This is a genomic window from Clostridium sp. 'White wine YQ' (assembly GCF_028728205.1).
Taxonomy (GTDB): Bacteria; Bacillota; Clostridia; order Clostridiales; family Clostridiaceae; genus Clostridium_T.
The window spans coordinates 103,665-130,279 of sequence record NZ_JAQYUU010000003.1; the positions used below are offsets into that span (position 1 = coordinate 103,665).

Sequence of the window (26,615 nt, forward strand, 5' to 3'; positions counted from 1 at the left end):
CCTTAAGTTTATATAATTAATAATACGATAAGTAAAAAATATAGTAAATAGGCAACATATATAAATCGAGGACTCTATATGCTATAATCTAATGTGAATTTATATTAAGGAGTGAAATTATGATTAGTAAATTCTATTTAAATAAAGGCATTACTAAAAAAGCTCTTCATGGACGCCCATGGATATACATAAGCGAAATCAATGAATATGATGGAGACTATGAAAATGGTGATATTGTTGAAGTTTATGATTCAAAAGGAATTTTTATTGGTAAAGGTTACATAAATGATCGTTCAAAAATAACTATTCGTATTTTAACAAAAGACTTTGATGAAGAAATAAATGAAAACTTCTTTAGAGAAAAACTTCATATGGCATGGAATTATAGAAAAAAAGTTATCGACACTTCCAGCTGTAGATTTGTTTTTGGTGAAGCTGATTTCCTTCCAGGACTAACTATTGATAAATTTGAAGATTATTATGTAATTCAAATATCTACATTAGGAATGGATAAATATAGAGATGTAATTGTAAAATTACTTGTTGAAGACTTTGGTGCAAAAGGTGTTTACGAAAGAAGTGATATAACTACTAGAGAAATTGAAGGACTAGAACAAAAGAAAGGCTTCTTAACAGAACCTTTTGATACCATGGTTCAGATAATTGAAAATGGCGTTAAATACTATGTTGATATTGAAAATGGTCAAAAGACAGGATTTTTCCTTGATCAAAAGGAAAATAGAAAGGCTATCCATAGAATATGTAAAGATGCTGATGTATTAGATTGCTTCACTCACACCGGTTCTTTCGCACTTAATGCTGGTATTGCAGGTGCAAAGTCAGTACTAGGCATAGATGTTTCTCAGCATGCAGTAGATTTTGCTAGAAAAAATGCTGAACTAAACGGTTTATCTGATACAGTAAAATTTGAATGTCATAATGCTTTTGACATCCTTGCTGATTGGTCAAAGGAAGGTAGAGAATTTGATGTTGTAATTTTAGATCCACCAGCTTTTACAAAATCAAGAGATACCATTAAGGGAGCAAAAAGAGGCTATAAAGAAATCAACCTACGTGGTCTTAAAATGGTCAAAAAAGGTGGCTACTTAATAACTTGCTCCTGCTCACATTATATGAGCCAGGAACTTTTATCTGAAACCATAATGGATGCTGCCAAAGATGCAAAAAGACAGCTTAGACAAGTAGAATTTAGAACTCAATCCTGTGATCACCCAATACTTTGGGGTTCAGATGAATCATATTATTTAAAGTTTTATGTATTCCAAGTAGTTTAATATATATGATTTGATTAAAGCAGAAACCAATTGTGGTTTCTGCTTTAATTTTTATATTAAGTAAGAATGTAAATATTTTTTGAAAACTACTTTATAGTATAGAGTAGTCTATAGTATAATATATGCAGGAGGTGTATTTTTTGGAAATTCATAAAGAAATGCTAAAAGGATATATTGAAAGCATCATTCTATCACTTCTAATAGATGAAGACTTATATGGTTATGAAATTTCGAAGAGAATACGACTAATCAGTAAGGACAAGTTTGAAATAAAAGAAGGTACTCTATATGTAGTTTTAAAACGGCTAGAGAGTAATGGTCTAGTCTCAACTTATTGGGATGACAACGAAAGTGGTGGTGGAAGAAGAAGATATCACAAAATAACCAATGAAGGTTTAAGTTATCTTAAACTTAAGAAAGAAGAATGGACATTTTTTAGAGATATTTTAGATCTCTTCTTTAAGGAGGTATAGGAATGAAAGAAATTGATGATTACATTAACTCTTTATATAAAAATTCCCCAGAACACTCAACAGAAGTCAAAGAGTTAAAAGAAGAAATGAAGACTCATTTAGTTGAAGCAATAGAGGAATTAAAAAGAGAAGGTAAAAGCCAATCTGAGAGTATAAAAATAGCTCTAGATAGATTTGGTGAAACAGCCATGCTAGAAGATGAATTATCTGAAGTAGTACCAATTTATAAGAAAAGCGTAAATCCTATATTACTTTTATCAATTGGAGCATTAGTAATATTATTTTCACTAATCATATTGTTAATTTCGGAACTTGGTTCTGGTGGATTACGTGGGACAATAGCTGTATTTTTGTTACCCCCTACGTATTTGATTATTAGATGCGTAACCTTAAAAAATCAAAATAAATCAGAACATAAATTTAGTATAACAACTGAATTATATAAATTTATTTTTATATACTATATTAGCTTACTTATAGGCATAAAGTTATTTCCTATATATACTTACCCCAATTTTAGTAATCCACCTATATTTGACATAGGACTTATCCCTATTAAATGGACTATCCAAAATGTCACTACAGGTCTTCAACATGGTTTAACACTAAATTATATATTGATTAATCGTATACGTGCTATTGCTTTATTTATACCCTTAGGATTTTTAGCTCCTATTACTTACAGTAAATTTAAAAGTCTAAAAAAATCTATCTTACTAGGATTAATAGCCTATATATTAATTTCACTAGCAAATATTTTTCTAACATTAATTGGTATATCTGAGCTTAAATATATATTAATAAGTGTGGATATGTTATTAATTAATCTTACTGGAGTTTTCCTTGGGCACTTATTATTTTCTTTTTTGAATAAAAAACACTATTTAACCCTTCATAAAAATCTTATAATTTTATGTTCTTTTATTACTATTACTTTCTATTTCTATATTTTTCTTTTACGTAATTAAAATTATATACCCCGAGAATACAACCTATTCTCGGGGTACTTTTATTCTCTATACTTTCCTTGATAATAATCATTGTCTTCCATTGTCTTATCTATAGCGTTTAATACTTCCCACTTTTTTAAGCTCCACATAGGTCCAATTAATAGGCTTCTTGGAGCATCTCCAGTTAATCTATGCACAACCATTTTTTGAGGAATAATATTTATGCTCTCACATATTAGCTCTATATACTCCTCTTGAGTAAGAAATTTTAGCCTTCCTTGCTCATATAACTTTACCATAGGAGTATCTTTCATTAAATGTAATAGGTGGAACTTGACTCCTTGTATATCCTTATTCGAAATATATCTAATAGTCTCAAGCATTTCTTCCTTGCTCTCTTCAGGAAGACCAAATATAGTATGTACAACTACATCAATTCCTCTTTCTCTTAGCTTTTTTAATGCCTCTTCAAAAACCTCTAATGTATATCCCCTATTAATAAGCTTGGCTGTCTTCTCATGAACTGTTTGTAATCCTAATTCTACCCATGTATATACTTTGCTGTTCATTTCCTCAAGTAAATCTAAAACTTCGTCAGATAAGCAGTCAGGCCTTGTAGCTATTGCTAATGCTACTACATCTTCTTGCGCTAATGCTTCTTGGTATTTATTTCTTAAAACTTCAATAGGAGCATATGTATTTGTGTATGCTTGAAAGTATGCTATATACTTTCCATTCTTCCACTTCTTTGCCATCATATCTTTAATATCTACAAATTGCTTCGAAATAGAAAAGTTTCTATCTCCTGCATAATCTCCAGAACCTCTTTCACTACAAAACAGACATCCTCCACTACTAATTTTCCCATCCCTATTAGGACAGGAAAATCCTGCATCTAATGAAATTTTAAAAATCTTTTCTCCAAATTTCTCTCTTAAAAAATAGTTTAAACTTAAATATCTTTTGTTATCCCAAAGGATTTTTTCCATGTGCTCACCTTTTTCTATTTATTATATGCATGTACATCTTACTAATTAAACAAAAACCTTTTAAAGCAGCTTAGCCATTTTAATTTTAACCCCAAGATGCTTTAAAAGGAAAAATAAATCTAATTTCTGAAACCATATATATATTATATTACAATTTTTCTATTTTTAAATCCTTTAAACCAACTGAATATTCTCCCAGAACATCTTGCCTTACACCAGTTACTCCACCTATCGGCTCAACTTTAAAGTATAACTTATAGTCATTAACATTTTTTACCACTAAGTTATACATATTCTTAGGGAAGTTTTCATCAAACTTTATATCTAAAGCATCCCCACTACTGGCTTTATAGATATTAATTCCTTTTCTCCCGCTTTTATCTGAATGCTGTACTATAATATTTTCTTCATCTTTTCCGAAAATCATCAAGTCTACTTTTTTATCAGTGTATATATCTAATGTCACAATCTTCTTACCAATAGGTGTTTCAAGCATACCTGCTGTTTCTGCCCCGTTGCTAGTTCCTCCTCCTGCTCCTGAGCCACCACCAGCTCCGACTCCTGAACTATCACCTACTTCTCCACTAGCCTTTTTCTTTTCTTCTTCATCTATTTCTACTACACCTAAAATGGTCTTATCTCCATCTTTTCCTGTTACTGCTACCTTCTTCCCTTCATAGGCTATACTAGATACTCCAAATTCCTTAGGAGTAATATTTTCTTTGTAAATAGGAGCTTTATTAATCTTCGGATATATTTCTCTTGGAAAGTTTGAAAGCCTCATTAATAAATATCCTCTTACATCATCCCTATATTTTACCCTTAAGAAAGAATCTTGACCGTAGACTTCTAATTCAGTTGAAGATTGTACATCATCTATTTGATATTCTCCGCTTTCACTTTTATCAATCTTTACTGCATAATTATCTAAACTCCCATTAGGATTATCTGGTGAAGCCTTTACGACCCTATACATGTAATAGATATTTTTTCCGGTTTCTTTTGTATCTCTTTTTCTATATGTGATTATTGGATTTCCCTTTTTTTCTACATTCTTATTATTACCATTTAATTCTGGAGTACTAATTCTTCTTAAGTTTGTAAAATCATTTTTGGATAAGTAATCAATATATTGATTTGCAAGTTGTTCACTCTTTACATAATCAAAGCCTGCATCAGCACTTGCACTATCTAAGTTGTTTTTGCTCTTTTTACAGGCTATTAATGAAATACTTATTATAAATATAATAAAAATACTTATTACTCGTTTCAACTTAATACCTCCATTCTTTAGTTTATAAATTTAGCTTTTCCAAAATAAAATAAACTATTTATACAATGACATTGAGAATAAATAAAGAAACTGCATTATATATTTTATATATAATACATAAATTTATTAATCATATATTGGGAGATTATTAGGAGGGATATACTTGAAGGTAGAAATCAAAAAAATATTTCAAGTTGCTGCAGTGTTTATTGGAACCATTGTTGGCGCTGGACTTGCCTCAGGAAAAGAAATAACTCAATTTTTTACAGTCTACGGTGTTAAAAGTTTTATTGGAATAGCCTTATGTGGTTTATTCTATATTCTTATGGGAATTATTATTTCCCGAATAGGAATAGATAATGATCTAGATTCCTACTCTCAGGTAATAAAAAAGGTAAGTCCAAATATATTGGGAAATATCACTGGGATTATTACAACATTATATTTAATATCAAGTGCCTCCATAATCCTTGCCGGCTCCGGAGCACTATTAAATCAATTTTTTGGAATTCCAAAAATCGTTGGCACACTTATAATGCTATTTTTGGCATTAATGACTCTACTAAGAAATACAAAAGGACTTATTGAAATAAATTCTATAATAGTCCCATCACTTATTATTGTAATTATAACTATTATGCTACTCTATATTTTTTTCTATAAGGACTTCCTAACTTTTAAAAACTTAAATTCATTTCCTGTACAAAAAGAACATTGGCTTATTTCAACTATTTTGTATTCTGGATATAATATACTTTGCTGTAGTGGGGTTTTAGTTCCTTTGGGTAAAGAAATGAAGAAAAAAAGCACTTTATTTTGGGGCATAATATTTGGAGCTATTGGTTTAACCCTTTTATGCTTCTTAATAAATATTATGCTAATGTTAAATCAACCTTATATATACAAATATGAGATACCTTTACTTTATGTAACAAATAGGTTTGGAAACATTATTCAAGGTTTTTTACTTATAATTATTCTTCTTGAAATGTTTTCTACTGAGGTTTCAGATGTTTTTTCGATTAGTAAAACTCTTGAGCAAAGTTTTAAAATTCCATTTAAAATTGGAATATTCATAATTATATTTATAGCTCTTCCAATTTCACAACTTGGTTTCACAAATCTAATTTCCACCTTATATCCTATGTTTGGATTATTAAGTTTAATTTTCATTGTACAATGTTTATATTTTTATATTAAGAACTATGTAATAAAAAATAAGTAATTTATTTTAATGCCTCCTGGATGTATAATCTTTAGGAGGTGTTTTTAATGAATTCTTTAGATATGTTAAATAATTGTAATTTATGCTATAGACAATGTAATGTTAATAGGAATAATAATATTTTAGGTTACTGCAAAGCTGGAAAAAATCTAAAAGTAGCTAGAGCAGCTTTACACTTATGGGAAGAACCTTGTGTTTCAGGAGAAAATGGTTCTGGAACTGTATTCTTTTCTCATTGCAATTTTTCCTGTGTATTTTGCCAAAATCACCAGATAAGTCAAGAACATTCAGGTAAAGAAATCACCATTGAAAGATTGAGTGAAATATTCCTAGAACTTCAAGCTCAAAATGCTAACAACATTAATCTAGTTACTCCAACTCACTATATTCCACAAATAATTGAAGCTATTAAAATCTCAAAAAATAAAGGGCTTTCTATTCCTATTCTTTATAATACAAATGGATATGATACCTTAGATTCAATAAAAGCCCTACGAGGCTTCATTGATGTGTATTTACCGGACTTTAAGTATTATGACGATAAATATGCTATAAAATATTCAAAAATTAAAAATTATAGAGAAAATCTTATACCTGTTCTTAAGGAAATGTATGATCAGGTTGGGGAAGCTAAATTTGATAAGAATGGCATTATACTAAAAGGTATGATTATACGCCATCTTATGCTGCCATCGCTACTTTTTGATTCAAAAAAAGTTATCGATGCAATTCATGAAACATTTAACAACAAGGTTTATATTAGTATTATGAACCAGTATACTCCTATGAATCAGGCTCATAGTTTTCCTGAGATAAATAAACCTCTTAATCCAAAGCACTATGATTCTCTTGTAGATTATGCACTTTCTATAGGAGTGGCAAACGGCTTTATTCAAGAGGAAGGAAGTAGCTCTAAAGCCTTTGTTCCAAGCTTTTTAAATGAAGGGGTTTAATAAATAAAATGGGGTTTAAGGGAGCTAGAAAGCTCTCTTAAACCCCATCTTTTTATAACATATCATCATAATAAGAAACTCTTGGCATCTCAGAATTTGCAAAGTTATAACCAATTGGTGGCACAAATATCTTTTCACTTCCGTCTATGGATGATCTTAATTCTGCTATTTTAGTTACACCTACATAAACATCAGATATCTTATACCATGTTGCATAATCTACATCACCTGTTTGTGGTAATGAAAATACACCTTGAAATACTTTTACAGCTTCAGCTACTTTAGGTCCATACTTTCCATCTACATTTAACTTAGGAATAGCTGGATAATTTTTAGAGATAGCATTTAAGTAAGTTTGAATATCTCTTACAGGCTGACCTGTTGAACCTATTGTTAAGGTAGTCCCTGGATATGACTTAGGTATTCCTTTTACCTGCGGAGCAGTTGCTAATTGTAAATCACTGCCATAGTAGTTTGTTAGTATTTCTTGAGGAGGTGTTCCTTGATCTCCCATATACTTGCTTCCCCATTGACTTAACCATTGAGGGCATTTAACTCTTTGTCCATCGCAATATTGTGTAAGTAATGGTTGCTTACTTCCTGGTCTTTTTACATAACTAGTAAAAATTTCATCTACAACTCTACTTATATTTTCATATATATTTCTTCCATAGTTAAATGCATGATCAAAAGCTGTAGAATTAGTAATATCAAAACTCTTCCCTTTTCCTCTATACCATTCTGTAAATATTCTATTTAGTGTAAATGAAAGTATGCAATAAACATTTGCTCTTATAGTATTTTCTGACCAAGTTGAATAAATCTCACATGATGCAACATTCTTGATATAGTCTGTAAACTTAACTGTGTAATTAGGCCCTGCTGAATCAGGTGTACCTTGATGTACTATAACAAACTCTGGTACAACTGGTTGGGATAAAACAACCCCACTTGAAGGTGGTGGCAAAGGTTTTTCAGGACTTTCAGGTATTTTAGGTGGAAAGATACCAAAAAGTGTGTTAGCTTGTATGATTATTATTTGTTGTCTTGTTGCTCTATTAGTATTCTCATTTAAGTTTGCTGGTTGAATTGCAGTTCTTTCCGGAAATATCTGGCACCCCCTGATATTTAATGGATCAAAACCACTTCTCTCTACTTTTACATCACATAGACTATAAGGCATTTGCGCTGAAGGATTTTGAGAGTATTCTACTGGAGGGGCATCTACTTCTATTTCAGGTGTAAGACCTGAACTATCAGTTACAACATCATATACTTGACTTCCACCCCCCTGGGTATTTATTGTTATTCTACTATTATCTACAGGTACATAGCTATTTCTTACAAAACATTGCACCTTTATTCTTCCTTTTGGCAAAGCTTTATTCTCCCTTAAATTACTTTCTAGGTTATTATATGAAAAAGTAGTTATATTGTACTTATACTATAAAATCAAATGAATATTTTTATATTTATCCACAAAGAATACATTGATAACTGCTTCCTAAAGTGTTGATATTAAAAAGTTTCTTGGTGAGTTATCCACAATATTATTAACCTTATCCACATTTTCCCCACATCTTATAAACTTAAATAAAAAAAGAGTAGTAATAAGTTATTTTAACTTATTACTACTCTCTCTGATATATTAAAGTTCTATTTCTATCTTATCCAACTTAGCTAGTGGCTTTATATCCTTTATACTTACTGTATCTGTAACTAAGTTTCCTTTATTTGAAACTAGTAAAACTTTCGTATTATCTAATTTCTTTACTTGCCTTACTATCCTTTTTCCTTGGTGTTCTAAAAGCATAATACTATTGCTTTCAATTTCTTTTACAGAGTGAACTAAAGCTTTATCTCCCTTAGATATTCTAAATCCAAGCATATCCTCTTCTTCAATTACTATGTAAAATACTTTATCTACTGTATATCCATTGATTTTATTTGAATGTACTGGTAACTCAACTGCTCCAAATTCTTTTGTAAAATCATAATTATAAATAGGAACTTTTCTAAAAACTGAACTAAATGCATTGCTCCAGTCTTCATTTACCTCTCTAAGATCCATTTTAGGAGTCGTAATAGAAGGAGCTGCTTTTCTAACTGGTTCCTTTTTAACTTCCTTCATTAGCTCTTCATCTGTTACAACCATACTTATATCATTTAAATCTGTATTTAATACTTTTCCTATTCTATCAATTAAATTTTCACTTAATACTTTTCTTCCAAGCTCTACTTCATTTATATACTTCTCTGCAAGGCCAAGTTTTTTTGCTAAGGCCTTTTGAGTTAAGCCACTACTTTCTCTAGCCTTTTTAATCTTTTCGCCAACTCTACTCAAGGTTCTTTCTTCCTTCCGCTAGTTTTTTCAAATAGTCTAATTTCAAATAAACTTCTTTATTTATTTTTTTGCATTTGCTTTATACCATTCTCTCTCTTCTACTAGGTGTTCTATTAAATACTTAAAACTCCAATTTATAGATGTAGGTGTAACTACTGCCTTAATTGCATTTGGAGAAATTCCTTTTATTATACTAAGCATTATCTTAAGTTCATCATCTGTAAAATTATTAAATACTACCACTTGTTCTTTAGCTGGATTGCTTTCAAATGTCTCAAACCTTAATCCGTCAATTATATCCTTAAGTTTCATATTTATCATCTCTTTTGATACAATGACTGTATCGTATTTATCAGAGCTAAGAACACTGCTTTGCTCTTGACTAAATCCATAAACTAATACAGTTTTTTGGTTATTCAACATATACATCCCTCACTTAAATTGTTTCTGGTTCATCATATGACACGCCTAAAGTATCAACTTTAACTGACTTAATTACTTGATCTTCATATGGTTTATCTCTAAAATCTGTTTTTGTAGCAACTATTTCATCTGCAACTTCTATACCTTCAGTTATTTTACCAAATGAAGCATACTGACCATCTAAATGTGGAGCATCGGCTACCATTAGAAAGAATTGACTTCCAGCTGAATCCGGATGCATTGCTCTTGCCATTGATAAAACGCCTTTACTATGCTTCAATTCATTTTTAAATCCGTTACTTGTAAATTCACCTTTAATTGAGTAACCTGGTCCACCAGTTCCTTGTCCTTCTGGACATCCTCCCTGTATCATAAACCCTGGAATTACTCTATGGAATATTAATCCATCATAAAATCCTTTATTTATTAAACTAATAAAATTTTTCACTGTATTTGGAGCAATATCAGGATATAATTCTGCCTTCATCTCCTTGCCATTTGCCATTGTTATTGTAACTATTGGATTACTCATTTGCCTTTCTCCTTTCAACAAAAAACATTAAATATATATCCTATATATTATTATATATTTAACGCCAAATAATTCCTATATTTATTAAAGATTATACATAAACAAGAAGATATTATCAATTGTTCTATATTAATTTAGGTGAACTTTTTTATTTATTTTTTCTATAATTAACGACAAAAAAAAGAGGTCTTTCCTCTTCATTTTTGTGGAATCCCACTTTGGAATTCCATTCTTATATATAAATTATTTTTCTTTTACTCGAAATTTTTATGCAGTATAAGCTGTACCTTTAACAACTCTAGTATAGTCCTCATAATTTGATAAGTTTTTCACATTTACTTGATTAAAAATATACTCTCTACCTTGCTTGTTTATTAAATCTGTGAATAAGCAGCATAAAAATGTACTAGGAATTCTTTTAAATCCTTCAAAATCTAGCACTACTTCCTCTTGGATATTTTTCTCCACCATATCCCTAACTATGATAGCATCCTCTACTGCAAGCTTCTCTCCTAAACATTTTTTGATTTTAATTTCCATAAAAAACACCCCTTATTTACTGAATAATAGAATTTATTTATATTATTTAATCTTTTATTTAAATTTTCAGAAAATTCTCTCCCTGTTAATAATATATCAAACTCTCAATAGTCTGTCAATATTTTCACAAACTTTTCTTTAAAAAAATTAGAAGATTTCTCAAACCTTCTAATTTTCCTATTACATATGTTAAATTCTTTCTATACATTTATTAATGTATGACTCAATTTTATCTTTTCTTCCAAAGTATTATATATTTTAACATATCCCTTTTCTGACTCTATTTGTTTTATTTCCTTCCTAATTAATTTTCTTTTTAACTCTTTTACGGTCCCTAGACTTCCGTCAAGAATTGTAACTTTTTCCCCAACAACTTTTTGTATTGTATCTTTAACAAACGGATAATGTGTACATCCTAAAACTATTGAAGCTATATCCTCCATCGAAGCCTCTTCAAGAATTTTCTTAAGAAATTGTTCTAGTTCTTCACCATTCAATACCCCATTTTCTACAAATTCAACTAATCCAGGACATGGCAATGGATATATATCCTGCCCAAAAGAATATTCATTCATTAAATTCTTAAACTTTCTTTCCTTTAAAGTAGCATTTGTAGCCATGATGATAATTCTTCCTAATTTCTGTAATTCTACTGCTGGTTTTAATGCAGGTTCTATTCCTATGATCGGAATATCTATATACTTTGTTCTAAGCTCCTCTATAGCTACTGAAGTTGCGGTATTACATGCAACCACAATCGCCTTTACTCCTTTACCTAATAAAAATTCAATATTCTCTAAAGTTAATCTTTTTATCTCCTCTATAGATTTAACACCATACGGTGCATTAGCTGAATCTCCTAAATAAATATAATTTTCTTCTGGCATATATTCAATTGCTTTCTTTAAAACACTTAGGCCTCCAACTCCAGAATCAAAGAAACCTATGGGTCTATTCTTAATAAGCTCTTCCATCATGTTATCACTCCATTAATTAAGCTAATATAAATAAACTATTAATAATTAATATATAATAATTATATCACCTAATTATTAGGAATGTATTATGATTTTTATTGCTTCATTCTTAACTATCTAAAAATAGCTTTATGATACTGCAAATAGTAGTGATTCTGTAACAATTTTAAATCATTTATATAGTTATTGTTAAAATTCTATAGTATAATTATACTTATCTGTTACTAGTATGAGGTGTTATTTATGAGGCTGGTGCCTATTGAGTGTATAAAAGAAGGAAGTTTTTTGGCTAGAACTATTTTCGATGAAAATGGACGTACTCTTCTAAAAGAAGGGATTAAATTGAATACGGCACTTATCAAGCGGATAAAATCCATCAATATTTTCTCACTTTACATAATTGATGAATATAGCTACAGTGATATAGAAGATGTTATCAAGCCTGAATTAAGGCAAAAGTCTATCAAGATTGTTAAAGATACTTTTTCTAATATAGAGAGAATTGCTAATTACATATTTGATTCTAGCACCTCTTCAAAAGATAAAAATCTTTTAATTAAAGAAAGAGAATGTTATTTAAAAAACATCTGTGATGTTGCTTTAGAATTAATTGAAAATATATCTGCGAATAAAAATATACTTGTTAATTTAGTAGATATTAAAAGTATGGATAACTATACATATCAGCATTGTGTTAATGTAGCGGTTCTTTCATTGGTTATGGGAGTTGCTTTAAAATTGCCACGCTCAGATTTACAAGATTTATGTATCGGTGCTCTAATTCACGATATAGGCAAGGTTTGTATTCCAAAGGAAATAATTCTAAAGGACGCTGAGCTTACAGAGCAAGAATTTAACATAATTAAGACTCATCCTCAAAAAGGTTATGATTACATAGGTAGTACTACAGAACTTAGTTCAGTGGCTAAAATGATAATATTGCAGCATCATGAAAAAGAAGATGGTACTGGATATCCTTTCGGATTAACTGGGAATGAAGTTAACCCACTGGTGAAAATAGTTGCTATAGCCGATGTATATGATGCATTAACTTCTGATAGACCATATAAAAAGGCTGCTACACCTAATGAAGCCTTAGAATACATTATGGCTAATGTAGGTACTCATTTTGATATAAATTACGTTGATTTATTCACAAAAATTATAGTCCCATTCCCTACAGGTACTGTTGTAAAATTGAGCAATGGAGAAATCGGAGTTGTAGAGGAAACCCCTCCTAATTACCCATTGAGACCTAGTATAAAAATATTAAAAAGTCCATTAAATGAAAATAGGGTGGGTTCTATCATAAACTTACTAAAAGATTTATCCCTAGTTATTTCTGGGATTCAATACGAAGTATAAAGTACATAATTAAAACAGGACATTGAAGAATTTATATTCTTAATGTCCTGTTTTTTATCTTAAATTTAAGAATTTAATGCAATATAATTCTTGCTCAATATTTCAAAGGAATAAAAACTTGCCTTCTGAAACGGATTATTATTAATTATTTCTTCTGCCTCTTTTAAGTTTTCCGCTTGAAAAATCATTGTAACCCCATCTTTATTATATTTCCCACCACAAAGAAGATACTTATCAAAAAGGCCTTTCTTATTCTTATGTGAATTTTCTTTTATACCTTCTTTAAAACTTCTATCAATCTTATAATTTATTTTAACAAATATTCCACTAGTCTTTTTCATATTAATAACCCCCTAAACAAATCTATATAAAGAGATTATCAATTCTCTTTACATAATAAATACTATGCCTATCTATATATATTTATTACAATTATCTTTATACGAACATATATTCTATATCTATATATTATCGAACATATGTTCAAGTGTCAACACTTATTTACTTCTTTTAGTAAATATTTACGTTAAGGGGGTGTATTCTTAAACCTCTATTTCACATCCTATAGCTTTTAAAGCCTCAATTGCCTCACCTATCTTATTCTCTTTTACTAATACATAATCTGTATCATAGGTTGATATTGCAAAAATACTTATCTTATGCTGAGCAAGTACACTACTTAAATTTGATAATATTCCGATTAACGAAAAATCCAAAGGTCCTTGAACCTTCAAAATTCTCCATTTTTTCTCGCACTTTATTTCTTCTGGAATATATTCCTCATTACATACTATAGATAGTTCCTCATGGGTCTTAGTAATTGAATAGACATCGCTTTGCAATGCCCATTTAGGTATTTCATCTTTACAGTCCAACCTACAAACTCCATAAAACATTTCTAATAGTTTCAATTTCAATTTTAAATCCTGCATTTATTGTTTATCCTCTCTACTGTTATTTTTAAAATATTAAAAGCCTAGGAGGACATCTCTACGATATCTCCCAGGCTTTTATCCTTCCGTGTACACAATAATATAATTGTGCGTTCTCTCTCGGACCTGACCAGTTCTTTTCTGCGGAAACCTAGAAAACTTTTCTTCATTTTATTATATCTTACTCTTCTGCGATGTCAAATACCTCAAGATCTTTTTTACACGTTTGATTAACTTTTACATTTACTATAGCGTTAAAAGTATCTAATGCAGTAACTACTCCGATATTTCTTTCTACTGCAGCTCTTCTTAAATTAAAGCCATCCCTTTTAGAATCATTACCTTTAGTCGGTGTATTAATTACTAGATCAACTTCCTTATTTTTAATTACATTCATTATATTTGGTTCTTCTTCTCCAAGCTTTCTTACTACTTCAGCATTTAATCCTTCTTTTCTTAAAAGTTCTGCAGTTCCTGATGTTGCAACAAATTCATAATCTAACCCCTTTAATTTTCTAACTATACTTAAGAATTCGTCTTTGTCATGATTATTTATAGTAGCTAGTATTTTTCCAGTATTTCTTTCTGGATATAACCCTGCTGCAAGCATTCCCTTATATAAAGCTTCTTCTAGGGTTTTACCTACACCCAATACTTCTCCTGTAGATTTCATTTCAGGCCCTAATGAAACTTCAACATTAGGAAGCTTTTGAGTTGAGAATACAGGTACTTTTACTGATACAAGTTTAGGTTCTTTATATACATCTACACCATATCCTAAATCTTTAAGCTTTGCTCCTAACATAACCTTAGTTGCCAAATCAACAATTGGTACCTTGCTAACTTTTGATATATATGGTACAGTTCTTGATGCCCTAGGATTAACTTCAATCACGTAAAGATTATCTTGATATTCAATAAATTGAATATTAATCATTCCCTTTATGCCTATTTCAAGTGCAAGCTTCTTAGTATATTCTAACACCTTATCCTTAATTGACTTACTTAGATTTTGACTTGGATACATTGTTATAGAGTCACCAGAGTGAACCCCTGCTCTCTCTAAATGCTCCATGATACCTGGAATTAAAACATCTTCTCCATCTGATATAGCATCTACTTCTATCTCTCTTCCCATTAGATACTTATCTATCAATATTGGATTTTTAGTATCTTTCTCAAAGGCATTACTTAAATAATATATCAACTCATCCTCGTCATGAGTTATTTCCATACCTTGGCCACCTAATACATAGGATGGTCTAACCAGAACTGGGAATTCTAATTCTCTCGCTTCTTTAATTCCATCCTCTATTGTCCATACTCCTTTTCCTTTTGGCCTACTTACCCCTAGTTTTTCTAGCATTTCATCAAACTTTTCTCTGTCTTCAGCTAAATCAATTTGATCTGCAGTAGTTCCTAGAGTCTGAATATCTTTTTCTTTTAAGAAGTTAGCTAATTTTATTGCTGTCTGGCCTCCAAATTGAAGTATTACCCCACTTGGCTTTTCTTTTTCAATTATATTAAATACATCTTCTTCTGTTAATGGCTCAAAATATAACTTATCAGATATATTAAAATCTGTACTTACTGTTTCAGGATTATTATTAACTATAATAGTTTCGATCCCCAATTTTTTAAGAGCTAATACACAATGAACTGATGCATAGTCAAATTCTATACCTTGACCTATTCTTATAGGTCCTGACCCTATAACCATTACTTTCTTTTTGTCCGATACCTGTACCTCATCATATTGTTCATAGGTAGAGTAATAGTATGGTGAAAGTGCCTCAAACTCTCCTCCACAGGTATCAACCATCTTATAACTTGGCTTTATATTCCATATACTTCTTAATTTAAATATATCTTCTGGAGTGGAACCGAGTAAATCTGCTATTCCTTTATCTGAGAAGCCTTTTCTTTTTAAATTTTGTAGCCATTCTTTATCTAGTTGTTCAAGCTTACTTAGTTTTAATCTTTGTTCTTCTTCAACAATCCACTTAAACTTTTCAATAAAGAATATATCCATTCCAGTTATTCTTGATACATGCTCAACTCTATAATCTCTTCTTAACATTTCTGCAAGAGCAAAGATTCTCTCATCATCTGGAGTTTTTATTCTTTCTCTAAGTTCTTCTAAGCTTAAACTTCTGAACTTTTTATGCTCTAAAGAATACTTTCCAATTTCCAAACTTCTAATACCTTTTAGGAATGCTGCTTCAAAATTAGCTCCTATAGCCATTATTTCTCCTGTAGCCATCATCTTTGTTCCTAAAGCCCTATCTGCAGAGAAGAATTTATCAAATGGCCATTTTGGTATTTTAACAACCACATAATCTAATGTAGGTTCAAAACATGCATAAGTTTTCTTAGTAACTGCATTTTCAATTTCATCTAGTCCATACCCTAATGCTATTTTCGCTGCCATCTTTGCAATTGGATATCCAGTTGCTTTAGATGCTAACGCTGATGAACGCGAAACTCTAGGATTTATCTCAATAACTGCATACTCAAAAGAATTTGGATTTAATGCAAATTGTACATTACATCCTCCTTCAATCCCTACAGCATTTATTATATTAATAGATGCCGTTCTAAGCATCTGATATTCTTTATCCGATAATGTTTGGGATGGCGCTACAACTATTGAGTCTCCAGTGTGTATTCCTACTGGATCAATATTTTCCATGTTACAAACTGTTATACAATTTCCATAGGAATCTCGCATAACCTCATATTCTACTTCTTTCCATCCTTTGACACTCTTCTCTAACAAGCACTGATGAATTGAGCTCAATTGCAAACCTGAGGCTAGTGTTACATTTAATTCTTCTTCATTATTTACAATTCCTCCACCTGTTCCTCCTAGGGTATATGCAGGTCTAACAACTACTGGGTAACCTATTTCATTTGCTACCTTTCTTCCTTGATCTAAAGTTGTTACAATTTCACTTTGAATCACTGGTTCATTTATTCTTTGCATCATAGCTCTGAATAATTCTCTGTCTTCACCCTCTTTAATGGATTCAACAGAAGTACCTATTACTTTCAAATTATATTTATCTAATATACCTTTTTCATACAACTCTACAGTTAAGTTCAGCCCTGTTTGGCCACCCATCCCTGCAAGAAGAGAATCAGGTTTTTCTTTTTTTATTACTTTTTCAACAAACTCTACAGTTAACGGTTCTAGATATATTTTATCAGCTACTTCTTTGTCTGTCATAATTGTAGCTGGATTTGAATTTACTAAAACAACCTCTATTCCTTCTTCTTTTAATGCTTGGCAAGCTTGTGTTCCTGAATAATCAAACTCTGCTGCTTGCCCTATAATAATCGGACCTGATCCTATAACTAATACTTTTTTTATATCTTTATTTAATGGCATTTTCTTACCTCCTAATACTTCTAAGCTTAAAGTGAATACTTCATAAATTTATCAAAAATATATTCCGAATCTTTTGGTCCTGGACATGCTTCAGGATGGAATTGTACTGAATATATTGGTAACTCCTTATGCTTCATTCCTTCTATTGTTCCATCATTTAAATTAACATGGGTTACCTCTATATTCTCTGGTAAGGTGTCTACAACATATCCATGATTTTGTGATGTTATATGCACTCTATTACTTTCCAAATCCTTAACTGGATGATTACATCCCCTGTGTCCAAACTTTAACTTTGAAGTCTTTCCTCCTAAGCTTAATGCTAAAAGCTGATGTCCTAGGCAAATTCCTACTATAGGTTTCTTTCCAACTAAGCCTTTAATATTTCTGATAGCATCTGGAAGATCTTCTGGATCCCCAGGACCATTTGATAAAAATATTAAATCTGGATTCACCTCTAATATTTTCTCTGCCTCAGTATCTGCAGGAAATACAGTTACCTTGCATCCTCTATTCAAAAAATTTCTTATTATATTTTGTTTTATCCCAAAATCCATTATTGCAACATGTTTTCCAGCACCATCTATTGTATATATTTCTTTAGAAGTAACTGTTTTAACTGCATCCTTATTGGAATAATTATTTAATTTAAGTTTAGCTTCTTGAAGTCCAATATCTTCTAAGGTAATTATGCCTTTCATAGTCCCATTATTTCTTAGTATCTTTGTTAATGCTCTTGTATCTATTCCTTCTAATCCTATAATTTTATTTTGTTTTAAATAATCTTCTATCTGAAATTCGCATCTAAAATTACTTGGGTAAGAACATTGTTCTCTTACTATAAATCCTTTAACTTTAACTGATTTAGATTCTACATCTTCTAGATTTATTCCGTAATTTCCTATAAGAGGATACGTCATAGTGACAATTTGTCCATAATAAGAAGGGTCTGTTAAAACCTCCTGATATCCTGTCATTCCAGTGTTAAAAACTACCTCTCCAACACTTTCTTTTAAATATCCAAATGCTTTACCTTCAAATATAATTCCATTTTCCAATATTAGCTTTGCTTTCATAATAGCCCTCCTAATTTAACTATTAAAGCTAAGAATACACCTTTTATCTAAGAAAGATCCCTTATTCTTTTGCATAAACAAAAGGATAATAGAGAGATTAAAATATATCATTAATCCCTTTATTATCCTCCAAATAGTTAAACGCAAAAACCGCGTATAAAGACAAAGCTGTTAAGTTTTTAATATCAAATGTTAACATAACAACATACTCCTTTCTGGCCTCACTGGACCAATTTAAAGTGTATCTAACTTTATTTTCTTAAAGATATTCTATGTTATAGTATTCCATTTGTCAAGAAGGTCTACAATTCCTTTTTGGTTATATTAAAAGAAACAGCTTACATAAAGGGATTTATTATTTCTACTTTTTATACATAATTTATTCATTTCTTTCTTAAAATATACTTAGCCCCCAATTTAATAGTCAGTATATATTCTTATTATACTTTTCTTTAGGAATTTATTCAAGATATTTGTTATATTTATACGATAAATTTGCATATTTATTCATTTTTATTTTTTATTAATCCCTATCTAATAATATTTTTTTATAAGGCAAAAGGACTGTTACAAAAGTAACAGTCCTTTTCCTTGCCTAAATTATTATACCTTGTCTTATTTTGAAGCCTTCTTAATTATTATCTATCCTAGTTATTATGTCAATGGATTTAGTAATTATATTTATTTTTTTCCTTGATTTTTTTATTTTTTTATTCAAAATACTTAAATCTTACTTAGTAACCATTTCATAAATGTTGAATATAATACTAATTGAGATTAATATAAAAGGATGTTTTTATGTATAACTCATATGAAAATTTCGACTTTGATTCCTCAACAGTTAGATTCTTTTCCCATGGTGAGGAAATAGATGAAGTTGGAGAATTTGAAGTAGATGTAAATTATAGCATCCCTCCACTTTTTAGGTTCATTAGTCTAGAAGAAGAATATGGTGATGGCTATAGAGAAGAAGAGGAGGATGTATTTTTCAATCCTATATATGGATATAGGCAGCTCCCAAATAATATGATGCCTCCAAATATAGTAGATCCTTCAGCATTTCAACTTTCTCCAAACTATCCAAACTATCCAAACTATCCAAATTACCAAGGCAATCAATTTTATCCAAACAATCCATATAGCCAACAAGGAGCACAAGGTAAAATGCCAAGCGCTGCAGGCCCAATGAGTAGTCCTCCTAATTTTGTTCCTTCAAAATCTGAGAGTAAAAAGTATGGTACTGAAAAAGGCGTAGGCACATATAAGGTTGATTATGGTGCAATAAGACCCTGTACAAATAGATTTGTATACATTTGGCAAAAAAATGGTAATGCTTACTGGGCTTATTTAACTTATGTTGGCCCAAGGTCTGTAGCAGGTTGGCGATGGATGGGCTTTAGATGGGTATACTTTGGATTAGATCTAAATAGGATAGACAGTTTTACATGTTATTAATAAAAACCTAATATTTATAAGACTAAACCCACAGAATATCATTAAAATTCTGTGGGTTGTTTTTATATGATAATAGCTAAGATGAAAACAATTGTGAACTTATAAGCTTTTTAGTATATTCTTCTTTAGGCTTATCTAATATCTTCATAGTTTGTCCTATTTCAACTATCTTACCGCTGTTCATTACTGCAATTCTATCGCATAAATGTTTTACAACCTTCAAGTCATGAGAAATAAACAGATAAGTAAGTTTCAATTCTTTTCTCAAGTTTTCTAAAAGATTAAGTATTTGTCCTTGTATTGATACATCTAATGCTGAAACTGGCTCATCACATATTATGAAACTTGGTCTTGTTGCTATAGCTCTTGCGATTCCTATTCTCTGTCTCTGCCCCCCACTCATTTGATGCGGATACTTGTATTTATCACTTTCAGACAACTCTACTAGGTTAAGTAACCTTATTACCTCACTATCTAGTCCTGAATTATCTACTATCTTATGAAGTCTTAAAGGCACCTTTAATAACTCATCAATTGTCATCAGAGGATCTAATGTCCCTTGACTTGCTTGAAAAATAATTTGCAATTCCTTTCTCAAGCCTCTCATAACATCATCATTTATCTTTGTTAAGTCCATGTTCTTATAAATTATTTTACCTTCATCAGCTTTTATAAGATTTAGTATTAATGACGCCGTTGTACTTTTACCACATCCACTTTCACCAATAAGTCCTAAAGATTCTCCTTCTTTAATTTCAAAACTCACATCATTTACTGCTTTAATGAGATTCTTCTTAGCAAAAATATTTTTCTTTACAATATAGTGTTTTGACAGGTTTTTGATTGTTATTAAATCTCTACTTTCTCTATTCAAAAATATCACCTGTATCGTTTAAAATACATCTTACCTTTCTGTCATCTATATTTCTCACCTTTGGTATTCCTTCTAGGCACTTAGAATTTTTATACTTGCATCTTTCATAAAATGGACATTGATTTTTAAATTCATCGGGAATAGGCGTTTTCCCCGTAAGAGAATATAATTCTTTATCATTATTATCTAAGGATTCTACACAATTTATTAGTTCTTTAGTATATGGATGAAGGGGATTGGTAAGTATGTCCTTGGTTGTACCTTCCTCCATAACTAATCCACCATACATTACAACTACCCTATTACATATATATCTAACTACATCAAAATCATGAGTAATTATAATTATTGACGATTCATCCTTTATATTTATATCTTTTAAAAGGTCTAACACCTTTTTTTGTAATGAAGCATCTATTGCGGCTGTTGGTTCATCTGCAATTATTATCTCTGGGGAGCAAAGGGTACTCATTGTAATAAGCACTCTTTGACAAAGTCCCCCACTTAACTGCCAGGGAAACATATTATAAACAACCTCAGCATTGTCAATTCCAACCTTTTTCATTGCCGTTATTATTTTATTTTTGTCATTGTTCTCCCCATGAACCTTTAAAACTTCCCTAAGTTGCTTGCCCACCCTTTTATATGGGTTCAGTGCTACGCTAGCATCTTGAAATATATAGGATATTCTTTTCCCACGTATTTTACGCATATCTTTTTCACTTAGTTTAATGAGTTCAGTATTATCAAAAATAATACTTCCTCCATCTATTCGAAAATCAGAATCTTGCGTTAATCTAAGTACTGAAGATGCAGTTACTGTCTTACCACTTCCCGATTCACCTAGTATACCTAGAATCTCTCCTTTGTTAAGCTGAATATCCACTCCTCTAATTACTTGAACGAATCCATTATTAGCTTTAAAAGAGAGCATTAGTCCACTAATATTAAGAATTGTATTATTATTCATCGACTCACATCCAAACTAATAATTTATATTTGAAATAGAAGATACTAAGGTCTTTACGAAATTCTTTTCAATTGTATCTTTTCCTATCTCATTATTATTTTCTTTATTTAACAGCAATATTGTTGGTACAGCCCCTTTATAATACATAACTTCTTTAGAATTAGGACCTTTTTCTATTATTTCACTAACTTTTTTCTTACTTATATTAGATTCAACTATCATATTATTTTTCTTTATCTTTGATTCAAATTCATGATTAAATGCCCAAGAAAAATACTTTGTTACAGAAATTTGTTGTGAATTAATAACCACAGTATTTCCATTAACATTCATATTAGTTAGATCAATATTTAAAACAGTTTTATTCAGTAAAACAAGAGGATTGTCTACATATTTCTTCACTCCTGAATACTCCTCTGTTAGATTACCATCCCAAAATGCAATTATTATACTTCTTCCTTGATTATTATTGTCCTGGTACAATTTTTTTGCCGTCTCAATAAGCATTTTCATTTTTTCCATGATATTCTTTCTATCATCAGAAAAATAATTGTACCCCATACTTATCATTATATATTCATTTGATAAATTAGGATTTTTTCCTGGCAAGACTCCTATTACATTTCTTCCATTACCTGTTAAGGTACATGCTTTAAGATTAATCTCTATTTCAGTATCGTTCTCCAAAGACTTAGAAGCTTCCTTTGTTATATATATTAAAGAGTCGCCTGTTATCTTGCTACTCATAGCAGAAGGCAAGGTATCATTAGTATTTAATACATCTATAACTCCTAATGCTTTTGATTTTTCTTTTATATTATTTGAAAATTCTTTAATAGCTTCTCTAGAATAGGTTTGTTCGTCAAATAGCACTAGTTTATTATCAAATATCCCATAGTCCTTTAGATTAAACATATCCACTGAATCACCCTTAAATATTTGCCCTTTTAATGAATAATCCTTATAATCTAATAGCGCAAAGTCTTTGCCAAAGACCAACTTATTTGATTCTTCTCCATTTTTTATTGTGAAAGAATACTCTTTAGCAGAATTTAACTTATCTACATCATAGGTTTGAATATAATCTTGTCCAATTGGCTGAAACCCAGCTTCTTTTAAGGACTCTTTTAGATTATCAGCAGTATATTTTGCCTCTTCGCTACCTATTAATACTTGATTCTTAAATTCCCAACTCATTATCTTTGCTGCTTGTTTTTTAGTTGCTTGATCCTTATAATATCCAATACCTATATTTGATATAAATAACAAAAGTATTCCCGCAATTACTACCCCTGCTGCCTTTTTAAATTTCTTCTTTTTATCTTTTAATATAACTGAAGACCCTAGCTTCTTTCTAGAAAACATTTCTCTTAAGCCTTCTCCAAATAAGTTAAAACTAAATATACTAATAAAAAATGCTACTGCAGGAGAAAACACCATCCAAGGAGCTGCACTTATATATGCAATTGATGATGATATCATACTTGCCCACTCTGGCTCCACGCTTATGTTTAAGGTCTTTCCTCCATCTAATAAAATTCTTATATTCCCTACATAAGCTCCAAAAAGGCCCAATTCCATAATCATAGAAAGAGCTAATGCCATCTCCATAAATATAAGCACTATAAGCTCTGGTGAAAGATGTGGTAATACATTTTTAACTGCAATTAATATATTACTTTTCCCTATTGCTCTTTCTCCTGTAATAAAAGGCTTGGATAATATGTTTTCAACTCTCTCTCTTACCAGTCCTGCTACCTTACCAAAGCCCACTATAGTAAGCACAATCACAAAGGCTAATATAGATTGTTCCTTGAATAAACCTAAGAAAAAGCTTATTCCTAAAACAAGAATACTTATAATTAATGCTGGAATTGCACTAAATACTAAATTAAACAAACTTATTATAGATTTACATAGATTATTCCCAAATCCTGCTGCTATACCCAAGGGAATCGCAATTAGGAATCTACCCAATACAACTAAAATTCCTATTTCCAAAGTAAGTCTAGTTCCGTAAACTAGTAAGCTTAATTCATCTCTTCCCAATTGATCTGTCCCTAGTATATTTTCCTTTGATGGCGAGAATGGCGCCCCTTGAATCGATATTGATGCACCACTTTTCTGAGCTGTTGTTTTAATTCCCTCTATCGCATATGGATTATAATGGGTAACCTTTTCTGGAAAAGCAACAAGAATTAAGATAACTGCTATTATTATTCCTCCGATTATTAGAGGTAAGTTAAGCTTTTTCATTTTGGTTTCCTCCTAATATATTACCTCTTTTAAATGGATTAACTATTATAGAAAGAATTTTAAATATCATATTTAAAATGAAGTAAACTATTCCTATACCAATAACCAAACATATACATGTCCAAATGTCGCCATCCTTAAAATAACTAAATAACTGATATACAATACCTGTATACCCAAATAAATATTCTACTACAATAACATTTGACATTATTATAGTTAACACCGATGGTAAAGTTTCAATTATTTTAATGACTACGCTTATTAGAAGATGATCTTTTAATATGCTAAAAGTTGATAATCCTTTTGCTTTTGCCGCCACTATATAATCTTTGTTTATTTCTTCTTTTACAGCTACCTGTGCCACTCTTGAAATATACGCAGTTGGAATAATTGCAAGGCAAAGTAGTGGAAGTAAGAACTGTGTAATGCTGCTATTTTCAGTTGAAATTATATTATTCTTTCTTAAATAAATAAATCCAAGCTGTATACATACTGCCACAAATACATCCGGCAAAGAAAGTACAGCAACAGGCAATAAGAAACCTGCATTTCCACTATTTTTATTTTTAAAACTACTCAAGGTTCCTATTAATGTTCCAATGAAAAATGCTAGTATTAATGAGCTCAATATTAAACCCAAACTTTTTATAATTGAAAAGCTAATAATATAAGTTATACTAAATCCACTTAAGGTTTTACCAAACCCCTGTGTGAGAAATTCTCTTATAAACAAAATAGCATTATGTGCTATATTGTAAATTGGATAATTCGATATATGTTCGCCACCATAGGAAACAATATCAAAGCTTTTTGGAGTATAAGCTAAAAATGATATAAAGAACGTTGCTACACTTATTACAATAAGTATTTGTATAACCTTATCTATTATTGAAAAAGCACTTGAATAATATATAGTTTCCAGTACTTGTTCAAAAGATTTATTTCTAGGCTTTAATCTATATACCTTCTTCAATACACTTATAACTATTGCAGCCGCTATTATTATAAGAATGAAGGCTTGTTCAGTTCCATTAAAAAGCCCATGATACCAATCTCCATAAACTTCCCTTTGAATATAACTTAAAAGTACATCCCCAAATCCATTAATTGTACTACTACTTACTTTATTAATATCAAAATTTGCATTCCCTGCCTTGTCACCACTTAATACTATGGCTGGAATATCATTTAGGAAAAATTCTTCCCCATCAGTACCATAAATATTGCTATTCATCATAGGAGCAATACCACTTGCTGGACAATAGGCTGCTAGTTTATTCATTATAGTTTGTGCTACAGAACCGTCTGTTGACATTATAAGATTAATATCAGATCTTTCCCCCACGCTATTGAATACCAACACTTGCGTTTTCTCTAGTGGGAAGAGTGGATTATTCACATAATACTTCGAACCCTTCATCCCTTGATTAAAGCTATTCCATACAGCAAAAATTATAGTTTTCTTTGGACTATACTTTTGCATTTTTAATGTTCTAGCTTGTTCCATAAGCATAGCAATTCCTGATGCATCCTCATCTATATGTGATGAAACAATTAAATATCCAGCAGTTTTATCACTTCCTTGAATCATCCCAAGAACATTTGGAGTATCTTGCATTTTAAAACTTACATCAACATTTAAATATCCATTTAGGTTCATTCCCACTGAATTACTTAAATCTTGAAATACATTTTGAGTAACAGTATATATTAGTATTGATTTTCCATTCTTTTTCTGCATATCAAAAGAATTTTTTTGACCTATCCCATTTCCAGGAAAAATTACAGCTTTTCCACCACTTTGAGCAACATATTCTAACTTACTATCGCTTAATGGTACAGAAGATAGAATAATGTAATTTTGTAATATTTCTTTTGGAATTGATTCTATATCTCCTTGAAGCAGATATAATTTACTATTAACATTTCCTACTCCCCCAGAACCTGTTAGTGTTTCTCTAAAGTCCTCTCCATACTTAAAGCTTTTAATTACTTTATTATCTCTATCTCTTAAACTTAGTTCTGGAGATGAATTATATATAGGCACCATGGTTTTAAAATTTTGATAGTATGTCCCATTTTCTCCTGCGGGCTCAAGCCCTATATCTTTGAAGTATTTTTCCAAGTATTTTACTTGTCCATCATTAGTATCTATCTTTGAAAGCTCATCTGTATTTTTATAAATATTATCACTAGTAAAAATATCTTTTTGGAAGCTGTGCTTATTAATACTAAATGCGACTAAAACCATAATCAGTATAAGTAAAAAAAAGCCACCAAATCCTTTTACCCATTTCAGCACAATACCCCTCCTCATTT

The 26,615-nt window shown here is 30.5% G+C and carries 23 protein-coding genes and 1 riboswitch; of the genes, 7 read left to right on the top strand and 16 right to left on the bottom strand.

The genetic code is table 11. The features are described 5' to 3' along the window. The first annotated feature begins 119 nt into the window (after window positions 1–119). The 3 genes from PTZ02_RS12725 to PTZ02_RS12735 all read left to right on the top strand — a co-directional run bounded on the left by PTZ02_RS12725 (window position 120) and on the right by PTZ02_RS12735 (window position 2,736). The gene (locus PTZ02_RS12725; RefSeq protein ID WP_274228182.1) at window positions 120–1,295 is read left to right on the top strand and encodes a class I SAM-dependent rRNA methyltransferase; all 1,176 of its coding nucleotides are present in this window, start codon (window positions 120–122) and stop codon (window positions 1,293–1,295) included. 140 nt (window positions 1,296–1,435) lie between these two features. Then, window positions 1,436–1,768, top strand: a complete 333-nt coding sequence (locus tag PTZ02_RS12730) for a PadR family transcriptional regulator (protein WP_274228183.1) — start codon at window positions 1,436–1,438, stop codon at window positions 1,766–1,768. A gap of 2 nt (window positions 1,769–1,770) precedes the next feature. After that, a complete protein-coding gene (locus tag PTZ02_RS12735) occupies window positions 1,771–2,736 on the top strand; it encodes a VanZ family protein (RefSeq protein ID WP_274228184.1) in 966 nt (321 codons plus the stop codon). Between the two features lie 41 nt (window positions 2,737–2,777). Here the strand turns inward: PTZ02_RS12735 and PTZ02_RS12740 are convergent, their stop codons facing one another. Together PTZ02_RS12740 and PTZ02_RS12745 are read right to left on the bottom strand one after the other, a co-directional pair. Further along, window positions 2,778–3,707, bottom strand: a complete 930-nt coding sequence (locus PTZ02_RS12740; RefSeq protein WP_274228185.1) for a TIGR01212 family radical SAM protein — start codon at window positions 3,705–3,707, stop codon at window positions 2,778–2,780. A 148-nt stretch (window positions 3,708–3,855) separates the two neighbouring features. Continuing rightward, window positions 3,856–4,980, bottom strand: coding sequence for a hypothetical protein (locus tag PTZ02_RS12745; RefSeq protein WP_274228186.1), 1,125 nt, complete (start codon window positions 4,978–4,980; stop codon window positions 3,856–3,858). 163 nt (window positions 4,981–5,143) lie between these two features. Here PTZ02_RS12745 and PTZ02_RS12750 point away from each other — a divergent pair, with 163 nt between their 5' ends. Beyond that, window positions 5,144–6,205: a YkvI family membrane protein gene (locus PTZ02_RS12750; protein ID WP_274228187.1), complete on the top strand. Its 1,062-nt coding sequence runs from the start codon at window positions 5,144–5,146 to the stop codon at window positions 6,203–6,205. A 47-nt stretch (window positions 6,206–6,252) separates the two neighbouring features. Beyond that, a complete protein-coding gene (locus PTZ02_RS12755) occupies window positions 6,253–7,158 on the top strand; it encodes a radical SAM protein (protein WP_274228188.1) in 906 nt (301 codons plus the stop codon). A 52-nt stretch (window positions 7,159–7,210) separates the two neighbouring features. Here the strand turns inward: PTZ02_RS12755 and PTZ02_RS12760 are convergent, their stop codons facing one another. The 6 genes from PTZ02_RS12760 to murI form a co-directional block, all read right to left on the bottom strand. Next, window positions 7,211–8,536 (bottom strand): peptidoglycan-binding domain-containing protein, encoded by a 1,326-nt coding sequence (locus PTZ02_RS12760; protein WP_274228189.1) that lies wholly within the window; start codon window positions 8,534–8,536, stop codon window positions 7,211–7,213. 270 nt (window positions 8,537–8,806) lie between these two features. Then, on the bottom strand, window positions 8,807–9,502 hold the full coding sequence (locus tag PTZ02_RS12765) for a helix-turn-helix domain-containing protein (protein WP_274228190.1): 696 nt from the start codon (window positions 9,500–9,502) through the stop codon (window positions 8,807–8,809). A 60-nt stretch (window positions 9,503–9,562) separates the two neighbouring features. Further along, window positions 9,563–9,925, bottom strand: a complete 363-nt coding sequence (locus PTZ02_RS12770; RefSeq protein ID WP_274228191.1) for a DUF3783 domain-containing protein — start codon at window positions 9,923–9,925, stop codon at window positions 9,563–9,565. Between the two features lie 13 nt (window positions 9,926–9,938). Continuing rightward, a complete protein-coding gene (locus PTZ02_RS12775; RefSeq protein ID WP_274228192.1) occupies window positions 9,939–10,457 on the bottom strand; it encodes a peptidylprolyl isomerase in 519 nt (172 codons plus the stop codon). A 267-nt stretch (window positions 10,458–10,724) separates the two neighbouring features. Further along, entirely contained in the window at window positions 10,725–10,997 is a 273-nt protein-coding gene (locus tag PTZ02_RS12780) for an STAS-like domain-containing protein (RefSeq protein ID WP_274228193.1), read from the bottom strand. A 200-nt stretch (window positions 10,998–11,197) separates the two neighbouring features. After that, the gene (gene murI, locus PTZ02_RS12785) at window positions 11,198–11,971 is read right to left on the bottom strand and encodes a glutamate racemase (RefSeq protein ID WP_274228464.1); all 774 of its coding nucleotides are present in this window, start codon (window positions 11,969–11,971) and stop codon (window positions 11,198–11,200) included. Between the two features lie 246 nt (window positions 11,972–12,217). On the opposite strand from murI, the gene PTZ02_RS12790 reads away from it, so the two are divergent. Then, the gene (locus tag PTZ02_RS12790) at window positions 12,218–13,339 is read left to right on the top strand and encodes an HD-GYP domain-containing protein (protein ID WP_274228194.1); all 1,122 of its coding nucleotides are present in this window, start codon (window positions 12,218–12,220) and stop codon (window positions 13,337–13,339) included. A gap of 65 nt (window positions 13,340–13,404) precedes the next feature. Here PTZ02_RS12790 and PTZ02_RS12795 read toward each other — a convergent pair whose 3' ends face one another. From PTZ02_RS12795 to PTZ02_RS12810, 4 genes are all read right to left on the bottom strand, one after another. Then, window positions 13,405–13,680, bottom strand: a complete 276-nt coding sequence (locus tag PTZ02_RS12795; protein WP_274228195.1) for a hypothetical protein — start codon at window positions 13,678–13,680, stop codon at window positions 13,405–13,407. Window positions 13,681–13,881: 201 nt separating this feature from the next. Then, complete coding sequence (locus tag PTZ02_RS12800; protein ID WP_274228196.1) at window positions 13,882–14,271, bottom strand: ACT domain-containing protein; 390 nt, start codon at window positions 14,269–14,271, stop codon at window positions 13,882–13,884. Between the two features lie 65 nt (window positions 14,272–14,336). Next, window positions 14,337–14,437, bottom strand: a riboswitch (guanidine-I (ykkC/yxkD leader). A 15-nt stretch (window positions 14,438–14,452) separates the two neighbouring features. After that, the gene (gene carB / locus PTZ02_RS12805; RefSeq protein ID WP_274228197.1) at window positions 14,453–17,662 is read right to left on the bottom strand and encodes a carbamoyl-phosphate synthase large subunit; all 3,210 of its coding nucleotides are present in this window, start codon (window positions 17,660–17,662) and stop codon (window positions 14,453–14,455) included. Between the two features lie 26 nt (window positions 17,663–17,688). Then, window positions 17,689–18,738, bottom strand: a complete 1,050-nt coding sequence (locus tag PTZ02_RS12810; protein WP_274228198.1) for a carbamoyl phosphate synthase small subunit — start codon at window positions 18,736–18,738, stop codon at window positions 17,689–17,691. Between the two features lie 798 nt (window positions 18,739–19,536). Between PTZ02_RS12810 and PTZ02_RS12815 the strand changes: the two genes are divergently transcribed. Continuing rightward, window positions 19,537–20,193 carry a hypothetical protein gene (locus PTZ02_RS12815; protein ID WP_274228199.1) on the top strand — a complete coding sequence of 219 codons (657 nt, stop codon included), beginning with the start codon at window positions 19,537–19,539 and terminating at the stop codon, window positions 20,191–20,193. Window positions 20,194–20,269: 76 nt separating this feature from the next. On the opposite strand, the gene PTZ02_RS12820 is transcribed toward PTZ02_RS12815, so the two are convergent. The 4 genes from PTZ02_RS12820 to PTZ02_RS12835 are packed head-to-tail and all read right to left on the bottom strand — an operon-like array spanning window position 20,270 to window position 26,598. Beyond that, window positions 20,270–21,067 (bottom strand): ATP-binding cassette domain-containing protein, encoded by a 798-nt coding sequence (locus tag PTZ02_RS12820; protein ID WP_274228200.1) that lies wholly within the window; start codon window positions 21,065–21,067, stop codon window positions 20,270–20,272. After that, window positions 21,060–22,037, bottom strand: coding sequence for an ABC transporter ATP-binding protein (locus tag PTZ02_RS12825; RefSeq protein WP_274228201.1), 978 nt, complete (start codon window positions 22,035–22,037; stop codon window positions 21,060–21,062). Before PTZ02_RS12825 ends, PTZ02_RS12820 begins: the two co-directional genes overlap by 8 nt. Window positions 22,038–22,052: 15 nt before the next feature. Then, window positions 22,053–24,293 carry an ABC transporter permease subunit gene (locus PTZ02_RS12830; protein ID WP_274228202.1) on the bottom strand — a complete coding sequence of 747 codons (2,241 nt, stop codon included), beginning with the start codon at window positions 24,291–24,293 and terminating at the stop codon, window positions 22,053–22,055. Then, window positions 24,280–26,598, bottom strand: coding sequence for an ABC transporter permease subunit (locus tag PTZ02_RS12835; protein WP_274228203.1), 2,319 nt, complete (start codon window positions 26,596–26,598; stop codon window positions 24,280–24,282). The genes PTZ02_RS12830 and PTZ02_RS12835 overlap by 14 nt, the downstream gene beginning before the upstream one ends. Between the last annotated feature and the right edge of the window lie 17 nt (window positions 26,599–26,615).